This window comes from Marinobacter sp. THAF197a (assembly GCF_009363275.1).
GTDB lineage: Bacteria > Pseudomonadota > Gammaproteobacteria > Pseudomonadales > Oleiphilaceae > Marinobacter.
Genome location: NZ_CP045324.1, coordinates 1 through 25,471 on the forward strand (window position 1 = coordinate 1; position 25,471 = coordinate 25,471).

At 59.6% G+C, this 25,471-nt stretch carries 13 protein-coding genes; 6 read left to right on the top strand and 7 right to left on the bottom strand.

Translation table 11 applies throughout. The annotated features are described in order from the left end of the window. Positions 1 to 45 precede the first annotated feature (45 nt). The 5 genes from dnaA (at position 46) to gyrB (ending at position 7,670) form a co-directional block, all read left to right on the top strand. Entirely contained in the window at positions 46 to 1,500 is a 1,455-nt protein-coding gene (gene dnaA, locus FIV08_RS00005; protein ID WP_374814451.1) for a chromosomal replication initiator protein DnaA, read from the top strand. A gap of 53 nt (positions 1,501 to 1,553) precedes the next feature. Further along, positions 1,554 to 2,657 carry a DNA polymerase III subunit beta gene (gene dnaN / locus FIV08_RS00010; RefSeq protein WP_152436926.1) on the top strand — a complete coding sequence of 368 codons (1,104 nt, stop codon included), beginning with the start codon at positions 1,554 to 1,556 and terminating at the stop codon, positions 2,655 to 2,657. 18 nt (positions 2,658 to 2,675) lie between these two features. Beyond that, positions 2,676 to 3,947, top strand: a complete 1,272-nt coding sequence (locus FIV08_RS00015; RefSeq protein ID WP_152436927.1) for an ABC1 kinase family protein — start codon at positions 2,676 to 2,678, stop codon at positions 3,945 to 3,947. A 98-nt stretch (positions 3,948 to 4,045) separates the two neighbouring features. Continuing rightward, positions 4,046 to 5,188, top strand: a complete 1,143-nt coding sequence (gene recF, locus FIV08_RS00020; protein WP_152436928.1) for a DNA replication/repair protein RecF — start codon at positions 4,046 to 4,048, stop codon at positions 5,186 to 5,188. 67 nt (positions 5,189 to 5,255) lie between these two features. After that, positions 5,256 to 7,670 carry a DNA topoisomerase (ATP-hydrolyzing) subunit B gene (gene gyrB, locus FIV08_RS00025; RefSeq protein WP_152436929.1) on the top strand — a complete coding sequence of 805 codons (2,415 nt, stop codon included), beginning with the start codon at positions 5,256 to 5,258 and terminating at the stop codon, positions 7,668 to 7,670. 88 nt (positions 7,671 to 7,758) lie between these two features. On the opposite strand, the gene FIV08_RS00030 is transcribed toward gyrB, so the two are convergent. The 4 genes from FIV08_RS00030 to FIV08_RS00045 form a co-directional block, all read right to left on the bottom strand. After that, a complete protein-coding gene (locus FIV08_RS00030; protein ID WP_152436930.1) occupies positions 7,759 to 8,520 on the bottom strand; it encodes a VC0807 family protein in 762 nt (253 codons plus the stop codon). A 102-nt stretch (positions 8,521 to 8,622) separates the two neighbouring features. Then, positions 8,623 to 10,347 (bottom strand): carbohydrate-binding module family 20 domain-containing protein, encoded by a 1,725-nt coding sequence (locus FIV08_RS00035; RefSeq protein WP_172972228.1) that lies wholly within the window; start codon positions 10,345 to 10,347, stop codon positions 8,623 to 8,625. Between the two features lie 256 nt (positions 10,348 to 10,603). Then, positions 10,604 to 11,881, bottom strand: a complete 1,278-nt coding sequence (locus FIV08_RS00040; RefSeq protein WP_152436931.1) for an aspartate aminotransferase family protein — start codon at positions 11,879 to 11,881, stop codon at positions 10,604 to 10,606. Between the two features lie 60 nt (positions 11,882 to 11,941). Beyond that, positions 11,942 to 13,699, bottom strand: coding sequence for an ABC transporter transmembrane domain-containing protein (locus FIV08_RS00045; protein WP_152436932.1), 1,758 nt, complete (start codon positions 13,697 to 13,699; stop codon positions 11,942 to 11,944). Between the two features lie 185 nt (positions 13,700 to 13,884). On the opposite strand from FIV08_RS00045, the gene FIV08_RS00050 reads away from it, so the two are divergent. Next, entirely contained in the window at positions 13,885 to 15,678 is a 1,794-nt protein-coding gene (locus FIV08_RS00050; RefSeq protein ID WP_152436933.1) for an ABCB family ABC transporter ATP-binding protein/permease, read from the top strand. 127 nt (positions 15,679 to 15,805) lie between these two features. Here the strand turns inward: FIV08_RS00050 and recD are convergent, their stop codons facing one another. From recD to recC, 3 genes are read right to left on the bottom strand one after another with little or no spacing between them, the layout of a single operon-like run. Then, on the bottom strand, positions 15,806 to 18,055 hold the full coding sequence (recD, locus tag FIV08_RS00055) for an exodeoxyribonuclease V subunit alpha (RefSeq protein ID WP_152436934.1): 2,250 nt from the start codon (positions 18,053 to 18,055) through the stop codon (positions 15,806 to 15,808). Then, on the bottom strand, positions 18,052 to 21,777 hold the full coding sequence (gene recB, locus FIV08_RS00060) for an exodeoxyribonuclease V subunit beta (RefSeq protein ID WP_152436935.1): 3,726 nt from the start codon (positions 21,775 to 21,777) through the stop codon (positions 18,052 to 18,054). Before recB ends, recD begins: the two co-directional genes overlap by 4 nt. Beyond that, a complete protein-coding gene (gene recC, locus FIV08_RS00065; RefSeq protein ID WP_152436936.1) occupies positions 21,774 to 25,367 on the bottom strand; it encodes an exodeoxyribonuclease V subunit gamma in 3,594 nt (1,197 codons plus the stop codon). The genes recB and recC overlap by 4 nt, the downstream gene beginning before the upstream one ends. Positions 25,368 to 25,471: the final 104 nt, after the last annotated feature.

The following is a 25,471-nucleotide window of genomic DNA, read 5'->3' on the forward strand; positions in this document are numbered from 1 at the left end:
GTGAGAACAGTCAGGTTTCGGGAGCAGGCGGTCGTGCCTAACAGTATGTGGCATCAATGTCTTGAAGTACTCCGGGATGAGTTTCCCGCGCAACAGTTCAATACCTGGTTGAGACCCCTCCAGTCGGATCTCCGAGAGGGGCAGCTGATGCTGTTTGCGCCGAACCGTTTTGTAATGGACTGGGTTAATGAAAAGTATCTGCGCCGTATAGAGGAAGTCCTGAAGGACCTCAACGGTGGTCAGGCGCCGCGGGTTCAGATGAAAGTAGGGTCGGCGCCCCGGGAAAGTGAACCGGTGGTGCGCTCGGTGGCTGAGCCAAAGCCGGCGAGTCTGGCCGACGAAATCGGGCAGCGGGTAACCGAGGAAGAGAAGAGTGTCGCGGCAACTGTGGCCGGTTCTACCTCTGCGGGTGTCAGCCGCAGTGCGCAGAAAATAAATGGCGAACGCCGGCCGGTGCAGGTGGAAGGTGACATCAAGCACCAGAGTTTTCTGAATGAGACCTTCACCTTCGAGACCTTTGTTGAGGGTAAGTCCAACCAGCTGGCCCGTGCGGCCTCAATGCAGGTGGCTGAGAACCCCGGCGGAGCCTATAACCCGCTGTTCCTGTACGGCGGTGTCGGTCTTGGTAAAACCCACCTGATGCACGCCATCGGTAATGAAATCGTCCGCCGTAATCCCAAGGCGAAAGTCGCTTACCTTCGATCTGAACGGTTCGTTGCGGATATGGTCAAGGCTCTGCAGCTAAACGCCATCAACGAGTTCAAACGTTATTATCGGTCCGTGGATGCGTTGCTGATTGACGATATCCAGTTCTTTGCCCGTAAAGAGCGCTCACAGGAAGAGTTTTTCCATACCTTTAATGCGCTGCTTGAAGGTGGCCAGCAGGTCATCGTGACCTGTGATCGGTTTCCGAAGGAAATCGTCGATATGGAAGAGCGATTGAAATCGAGGTTTGGCTGGGGTCTGACGGTAATGGTGGAGCCGCCGGAGCTTGAAACCCGTGTGGCGATTCTGATGAAGAAGGCCGAGCAGGCCAATGTGAAACTGAGCAGCGAGGCGGCATTCTTTATTGCTCAGAAGATTCGATCAAACGTTCGAGAGTTAGAAGGAGCGCTTCGTTTGGTGATAGCGAATGCTCACTTCACTGGGTCTGAGATTACCCCTCCATTTATCCGGGAAAGCCTGAAGGATCTGCTGGCGCTGCATGAAAAGCAGGTCAGTATCGATAACATCCAGCGCACGGTGGCGGAGTACTACAAGATCAAGGTGGCCGATCTATTGTCCAAACGCCGCACCCGGACGGTGACCCGGCCCCGTCAGGTGGCCATGTCCCTGGCCAAGGAGTTGACCAATCACAGCCTGCCAGAAATCGGCGACGCCTTTGGCGGCCGTGACCACACCACGGTGTTGCACGCCTGTAAGAAGATTGTGGAACTCCAGGAAACGGACCCTGGAATCCGCGAGGACTACCAGAACTTTATGCGATTGCTGACCACCTGACCGGGTGGCGATCAACCAACAACATTCACTTCCGACAACTGAAGCCGAGTGCCATGAAACTGACCATAAGCCGTGAATCCCTTCTTACTCCTCTGCAAAGCATTGCTGGCGTTGTGGAAAAGAAACAGACCATGCCGGTTTTGTCCAACGTGTTGCTGGAAGCTGAAGACAACACACTGACACTCACCGGTACCAATATGGAAGTTGAACTGGTCGGGCGGGTTACGCCGGTCCACGTGGACCAACCGGGCAGGATCACGGTACCGGCCAGGAAGCTGTCTGATATCTGTCGGGCACTGGGTGACGAAGCCCCGATTGATCTGGCGCTGGAAGGTGACCGTCTGCACGTGCGAGCGGGCAACTCCCATTTTACCTTGTCGACCCTGCCGGCTGAGCACTTTCCCAACGTGGAAGACGAGCCGGAAAGCTTCCGCCTGGAGCTGCCGCAGAAAGAACTGGGCCGGATGCTGGACGCCACGGCGTTTGCCATGGCCCAGCAGGATGTTCGTTATTACCTTAATGGCCTGTTGCTGGAAGTAGACAGTAGCCATGTGCGGGTGGTGGCGACCGATGGCCACCGCCTGGCCATGGCTCATTCCGACCTGCAAACCGGTTGCCCGGAACCCCGGCAGGTGATTGTGCCCAGAAAAGGCGTGTTGGAGCTCGCCCGCCTGCTCGACGATGTGGAATCGCCGGTCACCCTGGTGATTGGTGACAACCACCTGCGTGCGACGGTGGGCGCGTATACCTTTACCTCCAAACTGATCGAAGGCAAGTTCCCGGACTACAACCGGGTTATCCCCAGGGGTGGGGATAAGTTGGTGCTCGCTGACAGGGCAACGCTGAAGAACACCTTGCAGCGGGCCGGTATTCTGTCTCACGAGAACATTCGCGGCGTACGCTTGAACCTGGCACCGGGGGAGCTGCAAGTGTTCGCCAACAACCCGGACCAGGAACAGGCCGAAGACGCACTGCCGGTGGAGTATCAGGGCGAATCCCTGCAGATCGGTTTTAATGTAGGCTACCTGATCGATGTGATGAATGCGCTGGATGAGGCCCAGGTGAAGATTACCCTGTCGAACCCCAACAGCAGTGCATTGATCGAAGCAGAGAACGACAACAGCTGCCTGTATGTGGTCATGCCGATGCGGCTGTAACCTTTCCGGAGGAATTTAATGGGTGCCGTAACGAACGGAATCAAAGGTGCTTTCAGGGTTGGTCAGACACTGTCGGTGCTTGGCCGTACCGGGCTGAACTGGGTTCGGGGCGATCGCCCCCCTACCCCGAAACTGCTGCGCCAGACGTTTGAGAATCTTGGGGCCACCTATATCAAGCTTGGTCAGTTTATAGCGAGCTCCCCCACGTTCTTTCCAAAAGAGTACGTGGAAGAGTTTCAGTATTGTCTTGATAAAACCCCCAGTCTTCCATTTGGCGTGATCAAGCGCATTATCCGTGAGGAAATTGGGCGGCCGATTGATCAGGTGTACTCGGAAATCGATCCGGTGGCTCTGGCGTCGGCATCAATTGCGCAGGTTCATGCGGCGAAACTGGTGACTGGCGAAGACGTGGTTATCAAGGTTCAGAAGCCTGGCGTGGAGAATATTCTGCTGACCGACCTGAACTTTCTGTACCTGTCGGCGCGGATTCTGGAAACCCTGGCACCGAAGCTGTCGTGGACATCCCTGTCTGGCATTGTTGAAGAAATTCAGCAGACCATGATGGAAGAATGCGACTTCATCAAGGAAGCCAATAATCTGAAGGTGTTCCGGGAATTCTTGCTGAATACCCATAACGACGACGCGACCGTGCCCCGGGTATATGAGCAGTGCAGTACCCGCAGAATCCTGACGATGGAGCGTTTCTATGGCGTTCCGCTGACGGATCTCGACAGCATTCGCGGTTTTTCCAAAGATCCCGAACGTACCCTGATCACCGCCATGAACACCTGGTTTGCCAGTCTGACCCAGTGTGAGTTTTTCCACGCGGATGTGCACGCTGGCAACCTGATGGTGCTGAAGGACGGGCGCGTCGGGTTTATCGATTTTGGTATTGTCGGGCGCATCAGGCCGGACACCTGGCAGGCGGTCAGCGATTTCGTATCCGCGATTATGGTCGGTAACTTCGACGGTATGGCCGATGCCATGATCCGGATTGGCGTCACCCGTCGCACGGTGAGGGTGGATGAGCTCTCTGCCGACCTGCAACGCCTGTATCGTCAGATGGACCGAATGGTCCCGGACGACGTTCCCTATGAAATGGGTCAGGCGGAGGATGACGTTAACAATATTCTCATGGATATGGTGAAGGTGGGCGAAAGCCATGGGCTGCACTTTCCTCGGGAATTTGCGCTGTTGCTGAAGCAGTTCCTCTATTTCGATCGGTATGTGCATATCCTGGCACCGGAGATGGATGTGTTTATGGATGAACGGTTGACCATGCTCCATTAACGAGCGTCGCCGCCACGCATCTTGTACACTAAGGCAATGTCGTGTTCCGGCATTGCCTTTTTTTATGCTCCGACCCCGGTGATGAGAATTCCTCCTTTATGGCGCTTGTGAAACTCCAGACCCAGAATTTCCGAAACCTGGCGCCGGACCCTGTCGGTTTTTCACCTTCCTTTAATCTGTTGTACGGCGCTAATGGCAGTGGTAAGTCCAGTGCCCTGGAAGCGATTGCTTATCTGGGATTGGGGCGGTCTTTTCGGGTGAGTCGGCATCAGGCGGTGGTCAGCCATGGTCACAGCAAGTTAACGGTGTTTGGCGCTCTGGACAGTGGGCTCAGCAATAATGAGGACCAAAGTGGTACGGCGGAAGGCAGCACCGGCATCGCCCATCGGCTGGGAATATCCCGGGATGTATCTGCCAAGGAAACAGCGTTAAGGGTTGATGGCGAAGCTGTACGCAGTTTGTCATCCCTGGCCATGCATTTGCCCGTGTCGGTGATTGACCCAGGGGTATTCGACATTGTGGCTGGTGGTCCCGGAAAACGGCGGCAGTTTCTGGACTGGTTAGTGTTCCACGTGGAACCTTCCTTTTCGGTAATGTGGCAACAGTGCCAGAGAGTGACATCACAGCGGAATCAAACGCTCAGAAATGGTAGACTGGACGAATCTCTGCTCCGGGTCTGGGACAGTCAGTTCGGTGCCCTGGCGGAAACCCTGAGCGATGTCAGAGAGCAGGTTTTCAGGCAGTTCAAAGCGGCGTTCGATTCGGAGCTGCAGGAGCTGGATGCCAGCTGGACGGAAGGTCTGAAACTTGAGTTCTATCCGGGCTGGGATCGGTCCCGCTCGCTAGTGGATATACTGGCAAGCCACCGGGAGCAGGAGCGCCGTATGGGGCATACGTTGTATGGCCCTAATCGGGCAGACATCCGTCTCAAGTTAGGTGGTCGGCCGGTTGCAGAAACCTTTTCCCGGGGGCAGCAGAAGACACTGGTTATTCTGATGAAAATTGCCCAGGGAAAGGTGTTGAGTGATCTGGGTAAGCAGGTGACTTTCCTGCTGGACGACATTAATGCCGAACTGGATGTGCGCCATCGGATCATGCTGGTGCATAAGCTTCAGGATTTGCGTTGTCAGGTGTTTATCACCTCTATTGAGCATCCGGAACCTGACGTGCTCTGGGGCGACCGTGATGCACCGGAATACAGAATGTTCCACGTGGAACATGGAAAATTGACGGAAGAATAGACTGGCATTGGCGGCGTGTACCGTTTTCCGCTGAACCTCGCCAGTATCACCTTCAGGAGTCTCATTAATGAGTGAATCGAACTACAATTCCTCCAGTATCAAGGTCCTGAAAGGACTGGATGCGGTGCGTAAGCGCCCGGGCATGTACATCGGTGATACCGATGACGGCACCGGCCTGCACCACATGGTCTTTGAATTGGTGGATAACTCCATCGATGAGGCTCTGGCTGGCTACTGTTCCGAGATCGGGGTCATTATTCACCCTGACGAGTCTATCAGCGTTAAAGATAATGGCCGCGGCATTCCGGTGGATCTCCACGAAGAAGAGGGTGTTTCCGCTGCCGAAGTCATCATGACGGTTCTGCACGCTGGTGGTAAGTTTGATGACAACTCCTACAAGGTCTCCGGTGGTCTTCACGGTGTGGGTGTTTCGGTGGTTAATGCCCTGTCCTCTACCCTGACCCTGACGATCCGGCGTGAGGGCAAGGTTTACGAGCAGACCTATACCCACGGCGTACCTAACGCACCCCTGGCAGAAGTGGGTGAAACAGAAGCGTCCGGCACCAAGGTGCACTTTATTCCCTCACCGGAAACCTTTACCCATATTGAGTTTCACTACGATATCCTGGCCAAGCGCCTGCGGGAACTGGCGTTCCTGAACAGCGGCGTGCGTATTCGCCTGACCGATGAACGCAGTGGCAAGGAAGAAGTGTTCGAGTATGAGGGTGGTTTGCGGGCCTTCGTAGAACACCTGAACACCAACAAGACGCCAATTAACCGGGTGTTCCATTTCACCCGTGATCGAGAAGACGGCATCTCGGTTGAAGTGGCGATGCAGTGGAACGACGCCTTCCAGGAGAACCTTTACTGCTTCACCAACAACATCCCCCAGCGGGATGGTGGTACGCACCTGGCGGGCTTCCGCGCCGCCCTGACCCGTTCCCTGAATAACTACATCGATCATGAAGGTCTGGGCAAAAAGGCCAAGGTAGCCACCACCGGCGACGATGCCCGTGAAGGCCTCACCGCCATCATCAGTGTGAAAGTACCCGACCCGAAATTCTCCTCTCAGACCAAGGACAAACTGGTCTCCTCTGAGGTGAAAACCGCCGTTGAGCAGGAACTGTACCAGAGCTTTGCCGAGTACCTGCAGGAGCAGCCGAACGAGGCCAAGCTGATCGTCAACAAGATGGTTGAAGCAGCCCGGGCGCGGGAAGCCGCCCGCAAGGCTCGGGACATGACCCGCCGCAAAGGCGCCCTGGACATCGCCGGTCTGCCCGGCAAGCTGGCGGACTGCCAGGAAAAAGACCCCGCCCTGTCCGAACTGTTCATAGTGGAGGGTGATTCTGCGGGTGGCAGTGCCAAGCAGGGTCGCGATCGTAAAACCCAGGCCATCCTGCCCCTGAAAGGTAAGATCCTGAACGTGGAGAAAGCCCGTTTCGACAAGATGCTGTCGTCTGCGGAAGTGGGTACCCTGATTACCGCACTGGGTTGCGGCATCGGCCGGGAAGAATTCAATCCGGACAAGCTGCGCTACCATTCGATCATCATCATGACCGATGCGGACGTGGATGGTTCGCACATCCGTACCCTGCTGCTTACGTTCCTGTTCCGCCAGATGCGGGAAATCATCGAGCGCGGTCACGTGTTCATTGCCATGCCGCCCCTGTATAAGGTCAAGCGCGGCAAGCAGGAGCAGTACCTGAAAGACGAGAAGGCGAAAGAAGCCTACCTCACCCAGACTGCCCTGGACGGCGCTCAGCTGTTCGTGAATCCGGAGGCTCCCGCCATCAAGGATTCCGCCCTGGAAACCATGGTCAAGGACTACCAGGCGGTGATGGCGATGATCGAACGCCTGTCCCGCGCCTACCCCGCGAAGGTATTGCAGCAGATGGTGTACAACACCACCCTCAAGCCGGAGCAGCTGAAAGACGAGGCGGCGGTTGCCAAGTGGGTTGCACACCTGGGTGATGGTCTTGAACTGGATACCCGCACCGGCACCAAATACGTATTCTCGGTCACCCGGGACGAAGAGCGTGGCTTGTATCTGCCGATGGTTACCATCTATGTGCATGGTATTCCCCATGAGCACATCTTCAGCCATGACTTCTTTGAATCATCCTCCTACAAGGCGATTGCCCGCCTGGGTGAGACCCTGGAGGGGTTGATTGACGAGGGTGCCTACGTGCAGCGTGGCGAGCGCAAGCAGGTGGTGTTGTCGTTTGAGGGTGCTCTGGACTGGTTGATGAAAGAGGCCCAGCGTGGTCTGAACATCCAGCGCTATAAGGGATTGGGTGAGATGAACCCGGAACAGCTGTGGGAAACCACCATGGACCCGGAAAGTCGCCGCATGATGAAGGTCACCATTGAAGACGCCATCGCTGCCGACCAGATCTTCACCACCCTGATGGGTGATGACGTGGAGCCGCGCCGGATCTTCATTCAGACCAACGCCCTGGAAGTGACCAATCTGGACGTGTAACCACACTGACAGACTGGCATAAAAAAACGGTGGTACCCGACGGGGCCACCGTTTTTTGTTATCAGTCAGGAATTTTTATTCCGAGAGATTACTTCGAGGATTCCGCGCGTTTCTGTTCCTTCTCTTTTTCCTTCTCCACCAGGTGCTGAGCCATCACCTCTTCCAGGGTATACCCGGTCAGGCGGCGGATGGTGCGCCACAGGTAGTAGAAGATCAGCATCATCATGATCATTGAGGGAATGGCGATCATCGGATAGCTCACCAGGGTCATCCGTCCAAGCTCTTCGTTGAACGCCTGAGTGCCCGAGGGGCTGACCACGATCCACTTGGCCAGCACATAGTTCATGATCGAGGAGAACAGGAAGGTACCGGCAAAGAAATAGCTGGCGTTGAGCAGCCGCGCCTCGAACTCGTCAACACAGCCCTTCTCTTCCAGCGAGGCGTGGATCTTATCCACATCCAGAATGTTCGGGTTGTACAGCAGCGTTCGTACCAGTGGGTACTTGGTCCGGGTGGATATCAATACCGCAAGACCAATCACTGCCGGTACTGCCGCCTCCTTGATGGCCAGCCAGCCGGCGTCCAGCTCCAGTAACCCGATACCGCCAGTCAGGCCAACGCTGATCAGGCCCAGCAGGGCAATGAAGTTCTTTTTGCGGTAACGGATGAGCTCGAACAATCCCCAGCCAAGAGGAAACGCGAGGCCAATGACCAGTGCGTTGACACTGCCAAGATGCTCGTCACCACTGAACTTCATCAGTATGACCGAGGGAATGATGATACTGACCAGAAGGTCAACCCACGGTCTGGGTTTGTGGTCGGGAACGGAAGGGTTAGTCTGGGACGTCATGGTTACCGCCTATCGATGAATCGACGGCAGGCGCCTGAAAAGGCACTGCCGGAAAGAGCTTCCGGCAGTATACGACGAATTGAAGGCCGAACGTAACCGGACTCAGAAGCTACCGGACGAGCTGATGGATGAGCCCGCCGCGCCGGTTTGCACCTGGTTATTGGCGCCGCTTTGCCACACCAGCTGGGCATCCGGGTCTGACTCGCTGCGTTTGATGCACTTCCACTCTAACGGCGTGTTCGCAGGCATGTCGAAGCTCCCGGACCAGGTTGGATAATTGTCTGGATCCAGTTTCAGCGCATTCGCAGGTGACCAGTTGCCCAGGGTGGCATGATTGCCGGTAACGTAGACACTTTGTCCCCAGTCCGTGGTGCCGTTGCTGCACTGGAAGGTGACGCTGGCCTGCTCCCCGTCTGAACCGTTGCCGTTGTCTCCTTCATCGCCACCACAGTCAGCGCCAACATGCAGGGCCGCCGCTTCCATGGGCGCCACTGACAGACTCACCTGCCCACCCTGCACGGTTGCGCAGCTACCGCCACCGGCTACGTTACGATAGTGACCGTCGGGCAGGCCGGTCGTGAAGGTTCGAGCCAGGGTACTCCCTTCCCGGTTGATGGCCACAAAGCCCTTGTTGCCACGGCTGAAGGCGATCTGGTTATTACCGTTATCCCACCAATGGCTGACGCCGGAACCATCCGTCACGTTGCGGAAAGCCACCATGTTGGCAATCGAGTCCCAACGGTGTTCACAAATCCAGGCGCCGCCACATTGTGGGCTACCATTCTGGTAAACCGCCTGGGCGGGTGGTCCCTGGTCGCCATCCGAGAAGCTGTAACTCGACATCACCTTCGGATACCCGTAGGGCCAGGCCAGCATGAACACATTGGCGAGGTTATACAGGCCGCCATCCTTGTAGGTAACGATATTGCTGCCACCGGCACCATGGCCCCGCTGATTGTCGTGGTTGTCAGTAAACACCACCGCATCACCACCGGCCAGAAAACCCCAGCTTTCGCCAAACCCGTTGAGATTCGCCAGGCGCTGATTCTTGAACACGTCGCCAATAGCCGCGCTGTAGCGGAATTCGGTAACATCGGAAAGCCCGGTGTACTCGCCGGCACTCACCGCCTCCCCGCCCAGGTCTATCACTTCCTGGAAGACATACAGTGGATTGTTCACCCGGTTCAGGATGCCACTGATATCAGACGGCGACATATGCTTGGCAGCGTCGATTCGGATACCTTTCACACCAAGTGCGGTCAGTTGGTTCAGATACCCGGCTAGGGTGTCCTGAACGTAATTGTCTGCGGTGTTGAGATCGGGCAGCCCTACCAGCTGGCAGTTCCGAACCCGCCAGGCATCGGTGCCGTAATCTTCTGGATTGATGCCGCAGGGTGTATGAAAATCATTGCTGCTGTAGATGGGATAACTGAGGGAGGTTGAGCTGTACGCTGAACCCGCAGTGCCGGTACCACTGCCATTGGCCATATGGTTGATGACCGCATCGGCGTAAACATCCACGCCGGCCGCGTTACAGCGCTGGACCATATCAGCAAACGCGCTGGCGTCGCCACTGCGGCTGTTAAGCTGGTAACTCACCGGCTGATACCGGGTCCACCAGGCACTGCCCTGAATATGCTCCTGGGGCGGTGATACCTGAACTGCGCTGAAGCCCTTGGGGCCCAGGAAGTTTTCGCATTCCTGGGCGACGTCGCTCCATTTCCATTCAAACAGATGCACAAAGGCACCGGCCTGGGCCTGTTGCGTTGGCAATGTCAGTGCCAGTCCGAGCGCGGCACCGGTTGCCAATCGGGAGAGTGAGATCATTGCATGCTCCTGTGTTGTCATTGTTGTGGTGCATTTGGGATCAGCCTCGGTTGTCGGTTTTTTGTTCAAACGGGCTGACGTTCACAACATGCAATGATCAATGATTAGCCAACACATCCTTGGAGCAGATAAAAGGGGCGTAGGCACAGGAAGGGTATGTTTTTTGGTCACATCCACGCTCCTACTCCAAAGCATGAAGACCAAAAAAAAGCCGGGCACAAGCCCGGCTCTCTGGAACTGAAAGAAAGCGCCAATATCAGGCACCCACCTCCTTCAGGCATTCCTCCACAATGTTCAGGCCCTCTTCCAGCACCTCATCTTCGATGGTGACAGGCATCAGGAACCGCAGAGTGTTGCCGTACATACCGCAGCTGAGCAGTATCAGGCCCTTCTCCTTGGCTTTCTTGGTTATCGCCGCTACCAGCTCCGGCATGGGCTTGCGGGATTCCTTGCTTTCCACCAGCTCAAACGCGGCCATCGGCCCCATGTTGCGGGCATTATCCACGTGAGTGAACTGCTCCTGCCACTGGTCGAACCGGGCCCTCAGTTTGTCACCCAGGCGCTGGCTTTTGCCGAGGATATCTTCCTCTTTGATCACATCAAACACCGCCAGAGCTGCGGCACAGGCAGTAGGGCTGCCGGTGTAGGTGCCACCGAGGGAATTCGGGCCCGAGGAGTCCATTACCTTGTCGGTACCGACAATGGCAGAGATCGGCATACCATCGGCCATGGATTTGGCCATGGTCATGATGTCCGGCTCAACGCCGCTGTGTTCGATGGCGAACAGTTTGCCGGTACGGCCAAAGCCGCTTTGCACTTCGTCGACAATCAGAAGAATGTCATTGTCATCGCAGATTTTGCGCAGGGCTTTCAGGAAACTGGCTGGGGCGGGATAAAAACCACCCTCACCCAGAACCGGCTCCAGTACGATGGCGGCGGTTTCGTGGGCCGGGGAATCGGCTTTCATGGTCATTGCCAGGCCACGCAGGGCGTCTTCCTCAGTGATGCCGTGGTAAGGCACCGGGTAAGGCGCGCGGTACACCAGGCCGGGCATGGGGCCGAAGGAGGTCTGGTAAGGAGCGGCCTTGCCGTTCATGGCCATGGTGAAGAAGGTACGGCCGTGGTAGCCACCGTCAAAGCAGATCACGTTGTTCTTGCCGGTGGCTGCACGGGCAATCTTGACCGCGTTTTCCAGCGCCTCGGCCCCGGAGTTGGCCAGCATCACTTTGCCGTGGCCTTTGACCGGCACCACTTCGCTCAACTTCTGCGCCAGTTTTACGTAACCCTCATAGGGCATTACCGTCTGGCAGGTGTGCATCAGCTTGTCGAGCTGGGCTTTAATCGCCTCGACCACTTTCGGGTGCCGATGGCCGATGTTCAGAACGCCGATACCGCCGGCAAAGTCGATCATGCGCTTGCCGTCGGCGTCCCAGACTTCTGCATTCAGGGCGTGATCTGCAAATTGATCATTGGGGCTTGCCGCGCCCGCAGCGACGTATCGCTCTTTGAGTGCCTGCAATTCTTTATTGCTCACTTTGCTGTTCTCCCTGGTTCAGGATTGAGAAATTCTCTTAACAGTGTAGGGAGTACGCACTCAACACACAAACCGACCATTGTCCGTGTCTGCGGCTTCGTCCCGGAACTGCAGGCTGGCCAGGCGCCGGTAAAGTTCATTATCGCGCATCAGTTCATCGTGGCTACCGACCGCCAGCAGCCGACCCTGTTCCAGTACCGCGATGCGGTCAGCGTCTCTGACGGTTGCCAGCCGGTGGGCGATCACCAGGGTGGTACGCCCAGCGGTGAGCGCCGGCATGGCTTGCTGGATCAGGTGCTCGCTTTGGGCATCCAGGGCACTGGTGGCCTCATCCAGCAAGAGAATCGGGGCATCCGCCAGCAGCGCCCGGGCGATGGCCAGGCGCTGCTTCTGCCCACCGGATAACCCCAGCCCGGCATCCCCCAGCGGTGTGTCGTAGCCCTGCGGGAGCGCCTGGATAAACTCGTCGGCATGGGCAATCCGCGCCGCCTGCTCAACTTCGGATTGGGCTGCGCCAGGGCGGGCATAACGAATGTTGTCCGCCACCGTGCCATGGAACAACGCCGGGTTCTGGGGCACCAGGGCGAAGCAGCGCCTTAGCGCGTCCAGAGACAGATCGGAGGTGTCTACCCCGTCGATCAGGATCCGCCCGGCGTCTGGTTGATAGAAATGCAGCAACAGGTCGAACAGCGTGGACTTGCCGGCCCCGGAAGGACCAACCAGGGCCAGGGTCTCCCCGGGGCGGATATGCAGCGACAGATCGGCGATCGCCGGCTGGGCCTGTCGGCCGGGATAACTAAAGCCCAGATGCTCGATGGTGATCTCGCCGGTGACTGGCCCGGCAAAAGAGTGCTTTTCGCCTTCTCGGACAAACGCCGGTTCGGTCTGCAGCAGCTCAAACAGCCGGGCCGCAGACCCGGCAGCCCGTTGCAGTTCACCAATCACCTCACTGATCGCACCTGCCGCAACGCCAACCAGCAGGCTGTAGAACACGAATGCCGCCAGTTCACCGGGGCTTATCCGGCCATGAATCACATCCAGCCCGCCAATCCAGATCACAATGCCGACCGCCCCCATCACCAGGGAAATCGCCAGAGTGGTCAGCCACGCCCGCTGCCGGATGCGCTCGCGGGCAATGTCGAACGCCTTCTCAGACACCTCCGAGAAAAACCGCCGGTCGTGGGGCTGATGATTGAAGGCCTGCACGGTTTTGATCTGGGAAAGGTTCTCCCCCACGTAACTGCCTACATCCGCCACCCGATCCTGGCTCAGCCGTGACAGCTGCCGAACCCGGCGGCCGAAGAACAGGATCGGTGCAATCACCAGGGGGAACCCCAGCAGGATGATGGCCGCCAGCTTGGCGTTGGTGACAAACAGCAGAATCAACCCGCCGATGAGCATCAAGGTGTTGCGCAGGGCAATAGACACGGTCGACCCGATCACCGATTGCAGCACCGTGGTGTCGGCGGTAAACCGGGACTGGATTTCCAACGCCCGGTTCTGCTCGAAAAAGCCGGGGTGCAGATCAATCAGGTGGTTGAACACTTTCTTGCGAATATCCGCCACCACCCGTTCGCCAATCCAGGACACCAGGTAGAACCGGGCAAACGAACCAAAGGCCAGGCCGAGCACCAGAACAAAAAACAGACCAATGGCCTTGGCCAGGTTTTCCGGTGATTGCGTGGCGAGGCCCTGATCGACCAGAATGCGCAGGCCCTGGCCCAGACCCAGGGTTATGCCGGCAGTGATGACCAGTGCCAGCAGTGCCCCGGCCACCGCGCGGCGGTAGGGGCTTATAAACTCTATGACGAGTTTCAGGGCCTTACGGTGACGAGTGTTAATAATGTGCCTCCAAGGTGTTAGCTGCTGTAGACTCCAGCTTCAATACGGTTTGTTCTCCTGACAAGACCTATCATACAGCTACGTAAGAGCGCGCGGGTGGGTGGGCCTGCCAGGCCCACCCGCCCGTGCGTTCGACTTCTCCGAAACCGAAGGAAGACAGAGTGCGCGCCTACGCCGACAACGACTACCCTGCCGATCATAAGCCTGACTGGTCGATTATTTCCGGGCTATGGCCCTACCTTCTGGAATTCAGGGGTCGGGTCGCGCTGGCTATGGCGATGCTGGTATTGGCAAAGCTGGCTACGGTGGCCACGCCGGTCGCCCTGAAATACATCGTCGATTACCTGGACCAGAATCGCGGCGCCGACATGCTGCTGTGGATTCCGGTTGTGCTGGTAGTGGCCTACGGTTCGCTCAGATTTGGCGCCACCCTGTTCAGCGAATTGAGGGATGCTGTCTTCGCCCGGGTGGCGGAACGGGCCATGCGGAGGGTGTCTTTGCGAGTGTTTGAACACCTGCACCAGCGCGAGCTGGGTTTTCACCTGGACCGAAAAACCGGTGGCCTGGCCCGGGATATTGAACGGGGCACCAACGGCATCAGCTTCCTGCTGCGCTTCACCTTATTCAATATTGTGCCCACCATCCTGGAAATCCTGCTAGTAGCCGCCATCCTGCTGGTGGTGTTTAACGTGGGCTACGTCCTCGCCATATTGGTGGCCGTGGTGGTGTATGTGGTGTTCTCGATCAAAATCACCGAGTGGCGAACCAAGTTCGTGCGGGAAGCCAATGCAAGGGACAACCAGTCCAACTCCCGAGCCATCGACAGCCTGCTGAACTACGAAACGGTCAAATACTTTAATAACGAACGCTACGAAGCCGAACTGTACGACCAGGACCTGGACGACTGGGAAAAGGCCCGGCTGAAGAACCGCTTGTCCCTGGCTACCCTGAACGCCGGCCAGGCCTTGATCATTGGTGTGGCACTGATCGTGATCATGGCCATGGCGGTAGGCGAAGTGGCCAGTGGTGAGATCACCCTGGGCGACTTCACCATGATCAACGCCTACCTGATCCAGCTGTTCATCCCCCTGAACGCATTGGGCTTCGTTTACCGGGAAATCCGCCAGGCCCTGGTGAACGTGGAGCGGTTGTTCAAACTGTTGGGTGATGAGCCGGAGATCCTGGATGCAGCGGATGCCAAACCCCTGGCTGTGGATAACGGCGAGGTACGGTTCGAGCACATTCACTTCGCCTACCGGCCAGACCGCCCCATCCTGCAGGATGTGAACTTCACCATTCCCGCCGGCCACACAGTGGCGGTAGTGGGTGCCAGCGGTGCCGGCAAGTCTACCCTTGCCCGCTTGCTGTTCCGGTTCTATGAGGTGGATCAGGGCGCTATCCGTATCGATGGCCAGGATATCCGGACGGTCACTCAGGATTCCCTGCGTTCGGCCATTGGTGTGGTGCCGCAAGACACTGTGCTTTTCAACGATACCCTGTACCGGAACCTCGCCTATGGCCGCCCCGAAGCGACCGAGGAAGAAGTCTACCGGGCCGCGCGCATGGCCCATCTGGAAGACTTTATCCACAGCTTGCCGGAAGGTTACGAAACTAAAGTCGGCGAACGGGGCCTGAAATTGTCCGGAGGTGAAAAACAGCGAGTGGCGATTGCCCGGGTGATTCTGAAAAACCCGCCGTTACTGATTCTGGATGAGGCCACGTCGTCGCTGGATTCCCTGTCAGAACAGGCGATTCTGGGTGCCTTGAAAGAAGTCAGTCAGCAACGCACCACCTTGGTGATTGCCCACCGGCTGTCTACCATTCGCGATGCCAATACCATTCTGGTGATGGATGGTGGCCAAATAGTGGAAAGCGGCAGCCACAACGACTTGCTAACCCGCGGTGGTCATTACGCTCATCTATGGGAACAACAGCACCGGAGTGAGGATAACTGAGAAGCTAGGGGTTCGGCGGGGGAGGCCTTTCCAAAACCTTGCGGAGCCAGGGATGGCGGAGCAGAGCGTACAGGGATGTATTCACAGCGTGTTTTGGAAAGGCCTCCCCCGCTGAACTCCGGGACCCTTACTCCGTTAACCGAAGAGCCAGACCCGAGGCCCGCACCACCTGTTGCCCCACACTGTCTTTGAATACCTGCGCATCACCGGTAATCAGACTAAACCAGTTCTTGGCCCGGGTGATGCCGGTATACACCAGCTCCTTGGTGAGCACCGGGCTCAGGCGATCTGGTAGTACCAGGCAGGTGTGGTTGAACTCCGAACCCTGGGACTTATGCACCGTCATGGCGTAAACGGTTTCCAGTTGCTGTAGACGGCTTGGGGAAATCCAGCGGATGCCGCCGGTGCTGTCACCATTGGGGAAGGCTACCCGAAGGGTCTGTTTTGGCTCGCCGGTTTCGGTCTTATCCCAAGGCACACTAAAGGTGATGCCGATATCCCCGTTCATCAGGCCCAGATTGTAGTCGTTGCCGGTGACCAGTACCGGCCGGCCGGCATACCAGCCTTCGGTTTTGTCGATCAGTTTTTCAGCCAGCAGCTTTTGGGCGATTTGCTGGTTTAAGCCTTCGACACCCCACGGGCCCCTGCGCAGGGCACACAGAACCTGGAAGTCGTTGAAGGCTTCCAGCACGTTTGAGGCGTGGGCATCCCAGGCTTCCCGGGGACTGTCTGCGGTTAAACCGGAGTTGTGGATAACTTCCAGGTAATGGCGATAGCCCACTGGCGGTGGCAGCGCTTTGTCATTCACCACCCGCCCCTGCCCGGCGTTGCGGAAACTCTCCGGAGTGCCAGTGATGGCGTGGTGGCAAATCAGCTCCAGGGTCTGTTCCGGATCGGGTTTCGGAGTGTGGCCGTTCAGCCAGATGACATCCTCAAACTCGGCACCTCGGATCTGCCCCAGTACTTGGCTGGTGAGCGCGCTGGTGTTGACGGCTTCTGCCAGCTGGCGGATACCGCTGTCCTGCCCGAAGCGGTAGCTCTTGCGCAGCATGGCCACGGCCTGGTCCAGTGCCTGCCCCGAGTTATCTACAAGGCTGGCCGGTACCTGGGCGCCGGTGATGGCGGCCAGCCAGCTGGCGGTTTCCGGGGTGTAGTGGGCGTCGAAGGCTCGCTGGCACAATTCGCCCAGCACGGCACCGGCATCCACCGAGGCCAGCTGGTCTTTGTCGCCCAGCAGGATCAGCTGGGCGTTGGCGGGCAGGGCGTCGAATACCGAGGCCATCAGGTCGACATCCACCATGGAGGCTTCGTCGATCACCAGGATATCCACCAGCAGCGGATTGTCCCGATTATGGCGGAACTGGCGGGTGTCGGACCGGCTGCCCAGCAACCGGTGCAGGGTGGTGACCTTGATGGGGATGTCGTCCAGTTGCACGGAGCCGGGCAGGTCTGCCAGTGGCAATTTGCTGACTGCGCCGCCAATAGATTCGTTCAGGCGGGCGGCGGCCTTGCCGGTGGGTGCGGCCAGGCGAATGCGGTACTTGCGCCCTGCCCGTTCCGGGCCTTCCCCGGCCACGGCCTGCAGGGCCGCCAGAAGATTCACTACCGTGGTGGTTTTGCCGGTGCCCGGGCCGCCGGTGATCACTGCAAAGCGGTTACGGGCGGCCAGGGCGCAGGCCAGTTTCTGGTAATCCACCGGTTCGGTGGACCGGAACAGCTTATCCAGGGCCTGGGACAGGGTTTTCGCCGCCGATGATTGCGGGTCCGCCAGGGGTGAGGGCAACGTCAGCCGTTGCTGGATGCCGTCGGCAATGCGCTGTTCATAGCGCCAGAACCGGCGCAGATACAGCCGGGTGCCGTTCAGCACCAGCGGGGCCGGTACCGAACCTTCGCTTACGGCGAGGGAATCCTGCAGGGCCGCCAGGCAATCAGCCAGTTGAACCCGCGCCAGCAGGTCCTGTGGATAAAGCCCTTGCAGGTCGGCCACCTCGGCTTCGGATAGCCCGGTGTTGGCCGGTTCTTCCGGCGGCAGCGCCAGGGTATGGCCAGCATCATCCAGCAACCTGGCCAGGTCGATACACACGTGGCCCCGGCCCACCTGGTGGGAGGTCAGTGCCGCCAGAAGTAGCACCAGGGGGTGCGGGCTGTCGCCCTGCTCTTCGCTGAGCTCCCGGATCAGCCGGGCAAAGCCGGTATCCAGCGGGCGAATCCAGCCGGCCTGTTGCCATTGCAGTAGCAGGGCCTCGGTTTCGTCAAGGTTAGCCAATAGGTGTGAGTTATCCACAGCCTCCCGTGATTCCGTCGCCGCCTGGTTTACCGGCGCGTCGTCGCCCAGATCCAGGGCAAACTGGTTTTCAGTGTGGCGGGTACGGCTCATGCGGCCACCTCCCCGGCGACCGGCTCGCCATCGAACAGGGCGTCGAGTTGTTCGATCAGCATTCTGGGGGGCTTGTCGGTAAAGGCTCCGCCCGTGGTGGAATTCACCCCGCGCAGGAACAGGTACACCGCGCCGCCGATGTGCTGGTCGTAGTCATAGCCGGGCAGCCGGGCTTTCAGCAGCCGGTGCAGGGCCAGCAGGTAGAGGACGTATTGCAGGTCGTAACGCTTGGCCAGGATAGCCTCGCCCATGGCCTGGTCGGTGTAGGCGGCGTCGTCCTCGCCCAGGGTATTGGATTTGTAGTCCAGCACGTAATACTGCCCCTTGTGTTCGAACACCAGGTCGATAAAGCCCTTGAGCATGCCGTTGAAGCGGTTGGCCTCGGCCCGGGGCCGGTCGGCGCCGTTCAGGGTGTGGTCGGTGACCAGCTTGTCCAGTGTCTGGATGCTGACGTTGCGGCTTTCAAACCAGAACTCAAGTTCTGGGCGCAGGCTGCCCAGTTGCGCCAGGCTGGCGCTTTCTCGGCCGTCGCGATCCAGCTTCAGAGGCTTCTGGATCAGCGCCAGCAGCCACTGTTGCAAAGGTTCCACCCAGTCGCCCCAGCCCCGGGTACCGCAGCGGCGGGCCAGTTGCTCATGCAGCAGCTCGGGGTTATCCACAACCCGCTGGAAGCCTTGGGCCGTGCACCACTCCAGCAATTCGTGCAGGAAGGTGCCGGGGCCGGCGCCTTTGGGGAAATGGTGGTGGTTGCGCGCCGCGGGCACGGCGGGTGCCTCATCGGTGTCGTCCTGGGCACTTTCTTCCAGCAGGTTCTGGGTTTGGGCATCTTCCACCTCGCCGGTGAAGGTAATGCCGGTGCCGGCCATGCCGGTGTATTCGATGGTGGAGTAACTGGCAATCCACCAGTCCTCTTTCGCCTCCCGGCTGGAGATCAGCGCCGGCCCCAGGGCTTCCGGGGCGGTTTCGGTGAATATCGTGCTTTCGGCTTCCGGCAGCGGGGTAATCTGGATTTCAGGGCGGCCTAGCGCCAGCGGGGCCAGGGCCTCGCTGATGGGCTGCTCCGGTGTTCCGGCCATGGCATAGCCCAGGCCACTCTGGTGCCAGTTATCCACAGCTGCGGCGCCCACCCAGGTGGCAAACCGGGCCCGGGTCAGGGCCACGTAGAGTTTGCGGATATCTTCGCCCAGTCGCTCCTGGTCGGCTTTTTCGATGTCTTCCGGGGTCGGGTCGAACACGGTCACCAGCTTGCGGGTGTCGTCGTGGTAGCGAACGTACGCCTGTTTCGGGCTCTCCGCTCGGAACGCGGTGCCAAAGGGCAGGAACACCAGCGGGTATTCCAAGCCCTTGGATTTGTGCACGGTAATCACCTTCACCAGCCCGGCATCGCTTTCCAGGCGCAGGGTGCGGTGTTCGTCCTCTTCATCCGCGGCCCGCAGAATCTGGGTGAAGTGGTGCACCAACGCGTGCTCGCCGTCCAGTTGCAGGCTGTCCTGCTGCAGCAGTTCGGCAATGTGGAGGATGTCTGTCAGTCTTCGCTCACCATCCGGGCGCTGCAGCAGGCGGCCCGGCACTTCGAAGTCCATCAAAAAGCTGCGCAGCATGGGCAGTACGCCCTGGCTTTGCCATTGCTGCTGGTAACCCTGAAAGCGCTCGATTTCCCGTTCCAGCACCAGTTCTTCGGTCAGCAGCAGGTCGAGCGCTTGCCAGCTCTGGCCCAGGGTGGGTGTGGCCAGCGCTGTGCGGATAAAGGCCAGTTGCCGGGGCTCGGCGAAGGCCCGCAGCCAGCACAGCACCTCTTTGGCTTCCCGGGAGGTCAGCACCGAATCCCGGTCGGACAGGTACACGCTCTTGATGCGTCGGCGGCCAAGGGCGTCCCGCACCGCAGCCGCTTCGTTGCGGTTGTTCACCAGCACGGCGATGTCTTTGGGCTCCACCGGCTCGAGGTCAGTCGGGTTATCCGCCAGCACAAAGCCCGCCTGCTTGGCCTGGCCCAGGGTCAGCAGCCGGGCAATTTCACTGGCGCAGGTTTCGGCCACCTCGGCGGTGGCGGTGCCCTTGGCAAGGCCTTTGGGGTTGCCGTCCTTGTCGGTTTCATCGGATTCGAGGGTCCAGAACGCCAGGCTGGGTTGAACCTCTCCGTTCACGGCCCACAGCCGCTTGGTGCCGTTGGCCTTTACGCCCTGGAATGGCAGCGGGGTGCTGTCGCCCTTGCCGAACAGGAAGGCTCCTTTCGGACTGTGTTGGTCGCTGTACTCGAACACCCGGTTGACGGCGCTGACCATGGTCTCAGCGGAGCGGAAGTTGGTGCCCAGGGTGTAAGTGCGGGCCTGCACTCCTAGTCGGGCCTGCAGGTAGGTGTGGATATCAGCGCCCCGGAAGCCGTAGATGGCCTGTTTTGGATCGCCGATCATCAACAGGCAGGTGTTGGCGCTGTTGTCCTGCACCGCGTAAATCCGGTTGAAGATACGGTACTGCACCGGGTCGGTGTCCTGGAACTCGTCAATCAGCGCCACCGGGAACTGGCGGCGGATGGTGGCGGCCAGTTGGTCACCCCGGGGGCCGTGCAGGGCGTCGTCCAGTCGGGTGAGCAGGTCATCAAAGCCCATTTCCGAACGCTGCTGCTTTTCCGCTTCCAGCCGCCCGGCAATCCAGTGGCTGGCGTGGCGCAGGATGTCGGACTTGGCGCTGGGCTGGTTCTGGCCGAAGGCCAGCAAGGCGTCGATAGCCTCAAAGGCCGGGTGCTGGGGTGCCGGGTCGTCCCCTTTCAGGATGTTGTCCAGGCCTTCGGGAGTCTGGTTCTTGTAACCGGCGGCGCTGTCCAGCTTCTCCGGCAGCAGCTCGTCGGATTCCGCCCAGGTGACCAGGAACTCCCACACCTTGAGCATGGCGTTCTTGCTGCCGCCGTGCAGGCGTTTGCTTTTGTTTAGGTCGTTCAGCAGTTCGGTAACTTCCTGCTGCCACTGGCCCCAGGGGTGGGCTTTCAGTTCACTGGCCCGTGCCAGCCGCTCGCTGACCACCTGGTTGATGGCCTGGTGGACACTCTCTGGCGGTGTACCCAGGGCGGCCGGGTCGTCAATCAGGTTACGCACCGCCTTGCGCAGGTCGGTGGGGGTTTTCCAGTGGCTCAGGGCCTCGTCCATCAGCGCTGGTGGCAGCGGGTAGACAAAGGTGCGCCAGTAGTCCCGGGCCACGTCCTCCAGCAGTTCGCTCTGGTCGGTTTCCAGGGTGAGCTTGAACAGGCTGCCGCTGTCGAAGGCGTGTTCGCTGAGCATACGGTTGCAGAAACCGTGAATGGTGGACACCGCGGCTTCGTCCATCCATTCGGCGGCCAGCAGCAGTTTCTTGCGGCAGTCGGGCCAGGTAGCCGGGTCCGGGTAGCTGTTATCCCGCAACTTGTGGATAAGTGCGGTTTCCGGGGTGGGTTCGAGGTGGTCAGCGGTGTCGGAAAACACCTCGGCGGCCTGGGTCAGCCGGGTGCGGATGCGGTCTCGCAGCTCCTTGGTGGCGGCGTCGGTAAAGGTGACCACCAGCAGGTTGGGCGGCAGCAGGTTCTGCAGCGGGCTGTCTACACTTTGGCCATGGCCCAGCACCAGGCGCACATATAGGATGGCGATGGTGAAGGTTTTGCCGGTGCCGGCACTGGCCTCGATCAGGGCGCTGCCGTTCAGGGGCAGCGCCAGCGGGTCCAGGTTCGGGTTTCGGTTGGTCATTTGGTCAGTCATTCCATGCTCCCGATCTGCTCCGCCGCCGACTTGCCCTGCTCGGCTTCCCACAGCGGCACATAAAGCTGGTGCAGCAGGGCCTCAAACTCGCCACTGGCCATCAGTGCCTTGGGACTTTCAAAGGCACCCAGCAGGTAGCCGGTGTCCCGGTCCAGGGCCGTGGTGTAGGCCTGTTCTGCTTCACTGATGGCCCGTTCGTGGTCGCCGACGAATTTCTTGCCGCCGTAGTAACTGGTAATCCAGGCGAAACCGGCCTCACAGTGAATCGGCAGGGCCCGGGTGGTGGCTTCCATCCAGCGGCTCAGAATGGCTTCAAAATGCGGTTGTGCCTGCTCCGGAGCCATCACCGGGAAGTGGAACTTGCGGCCTTCTTCTTTGCCCAGAATCAGGGTTTCAAACGGCTGGCCGCTGAGCTGGCCGGCCAGGTGAATCAGCCAGTCCCGCAGCAGGTTGGCGTAGCGGACCTTTTTTGAGTAGCCGGAACCGGTAAGCAGACCGGAGCTGGCGATCACCAGCCGGCACAGCTGCCCTGCGGGGTTGCAACGCAGGTTGTCGATTAAATCCGCTACCTCAACCGCGCCGGTGCTATCCGAATACCGAAACTCGAACGGCAAGGGTTCGGCCACCGCTTCCGGCCACTCGGCCAGGGTACTGCGATAGCGCTCGAACAGGTCTGGCAGCCGGCCGGCCAGCTCGGTGCGCAGCCGATGTTCGGTGACGCCCATTCCCAGGTCGCCCCGCCGGGCCATGCGGTCCAGGGTGGTTTGCAGCCGTTCGTGCAATTCTTCTTCGCTGGCGGCTTTGACGACACCCTGCTGGATCAGCTCGTTGTCCAGGCGCCAGCGGTCCAGGCCGTTCAGATCGAAATTTTCGTTGTCGGTGTCCTCGTCTTCCACCTCTTCAAAGCGCACCTGCAGCCGACGCTGGTAGAAGGTGTCGATGGGCTTTTTCAGGAAGTTTGCCAGTTCATTCAGACTGATGGGTTCTTCCGGAGCCTGGTATGGCAGGGCTTCCCGGCCCTGCTCCGAGTTATCCACAGCATGGGCGCTGCGCCACTCCCGTTCGTAGGTGAACAGGCCGCGGGCCTTCAACACCTCGGCCAGCGGTTTGGGCTGGGCCTCGTCGCCTTCGCCCACGCCATTGGCTTTCGGGAAGTAGTCCCGGCTGAAGGGTTGCAGTGGGTGCTGGGTGGTCAGGGCTTGAGTAACCGAGCTGTCCGTTTTGCCTGCCACGGCCCAGAGGCTGTCCAGGTGATCCTGCAACTGGCCGATGAGCACCGAGGGTGGCCGTTCAGAGTCGTCCTTGATGCTGCGCCCCACCCAGCTGATGTACAGCTGTTCCCGGGCCGACAGCAGGGCTTCCAGGAACAGGTAGCGGTCGTCTTCCCGGCGGGAACGGTCCCCGGGCCGGTAATCCTGGGCCATCAGGTCGAAATCCACTGGTGGCCGGGAGCGGGGGTAGTCGCCATCGTTCATACCCAGCAAACACACCTTGCGAAAGGGAATGGCGCGCATGGGCATCAGGGTGGCGAAGTTCACCTTGCCGGCCAGGAAGCGCTGGTTCAGGCCGCCTTCGTCCAGACCCTGCAGCAGCACATCCTTGACGATGTTCAGGGGCAGCGCTTGCTGGTCTAGCCCGGCGGCCAGGGCATCGTCCAGCCACTGCTCCAGCTGGCGGCGGAAGCGGTTCAGTAATAACAGGTCTTGCCCTTCCACCTTGTGGAAAAACTGCGCCAGCATGGCGGAGAACAGGGCCTCCCACTCACCGGGCGTGCGGGTGGCCTGCAGTGCCTGCCACAGGGTTTCCAGCTGGTGTACGAACTCGCCCAGGCGCCCGGCCAGGCTGGCTTGCAGGCCGCCGATTTCGCCATAGGGTTCCACCCCGCCCCAGGGTTCGTCATCGCCCATGCCATAACCCAGCAACATGGCACGCAGCCCGGCCTGCCAGGTGTTGCGTTCCAGCTCTGCTGGCAAGTCCAGGCTTTCCCGGTGTGTGCCGTGCAGGCCCCAGCGGATGTTGGCGCCTTCCACCCAGCGCCGGGCCAGGGGAATCTCGTCTTCACTGATGTCAAAGCGGTCGCGGATGCCCGGTACTTCCAGCAGGCTGATGATCTCGCTCACGCCGAAGCGGCTGCGGGGCAGCGACATCAGGGTTTCCAGGGCAATCAGTACCGGCTCGTGGTGGCGCTGGCCCTGGTCGGAAATGGTGAACGGAATGTGGCGCTTGCGGCCGGGTGAATAGCGGCCGAACACCGCCTGGATATGGGGCGCATACACATTGATATCCGGCACCATCACGATCACATCCCGGGGCCGAAGCGTGGGGTCGGCATTGAAGGCGGCCAGCAGCTGATCGTGCAGGATTTCCACTTCCCGCTGGGGGCCGTGGGCGTCGTGGAACACTACGGAATGGTCACGGGCCAGATCCACCGTGCGTTGCTGCTGGCGGATTTCCTGCAGCGGTGTCAGGTTGTGGATATCGTTCTGCAACTGGTGCAGCAAGCAGGGGTTATCCACATCGCCATGGTCGGTGAAGATGTCGATTTTCTGCCCCGGGGTCTGGAAGCTGGCGCGGTAGTCGTCCGGGTTGTCGAACTCATCCAGCAGGCGAATGTAGTCCCGGCCTTGCTTGCCCCAGGCCGCCAGTAAAGGGTTTGCATGCTGGTGCAGTTGGTCCGGGTCGTCAATCTGTGACAATACTGGGTGCGCGGCGCCCCGTTTGCGTTCGGCTTTAAGCAGCTCCCGGTCGCTGATGATGTCGGCCCAGTAGAACTGGCAGGGGTTGTGAACGCACAGCACCACCTGGCTGAACCGGCTCAGTACGTACAGGGCTTCCAATGCTTGGCGGGGCAGGGACGACACCCCGAACACCACGATGCGCCTGGGCAAGCGGGCGGGATTGGCCGGCTCGGTAATGCGCTGGCCCTGCTCCATAAAGCGGGTGTGGATTTGCGAGCGGCTGGTGTGGGCCTCGCTGCCTGTGTCTTTCACAAGCGCGCGCCAGAGCAACGGCTGCCAGCGGGTTTCCATATCCAGGGATTTCTCCTCGCCCCGGGCGGTGATCACCACATCCTTGCCCTGCTCCCAGGCCGCCAGCCAGTCGGCCCGGAACACCTGGTACTGATCGAACAGGTCTGCCACTTTTTCGGCCAGCTGGAAGTTGCGCAGGTCGGTGTCGCTGCCATCCAGAAACCGCGCCGGTGGCGTGAAGGCCTCATCTTCCCCCACCAGTTCCGGCAACAACCGGTACAGCCGCCACACCAGACGGCGCTTGTCGAACGGCGACTGCTCCGGCACTTCGCCATCGGGCAACACCGCCCGGTAGGCCTGCCAGATAAACCGCGCGGGAAACAGGAAATCCATGCCGGCGGCAATGCCCAGGCCGCCTTCCACCCCATCCTCGGTGCGCTTTTCCGCCAGTGCCAGCTTCAGCCACTGGGCGATACCGTTACTCTGTACCAGGAAGGTCTCGCTCTGCAGCGGCGGCATGGGGTTCTGCCGACAGATATAGACCACGGCCCGGCGCAGGTCTTCCAGATGATTGGCGTGTATGGCGTGAAAGCCGGGTTCGATGGTGGGTGCAGCCGCCATGGGATTCCTTGTCTGGTGTTCGAGTCAATCCTGAGGGTACAGGTTACCGTATGTGACCACAGATGCGGACAGTCTGTAACGGCAGAACGCAGGGAATTATAGAT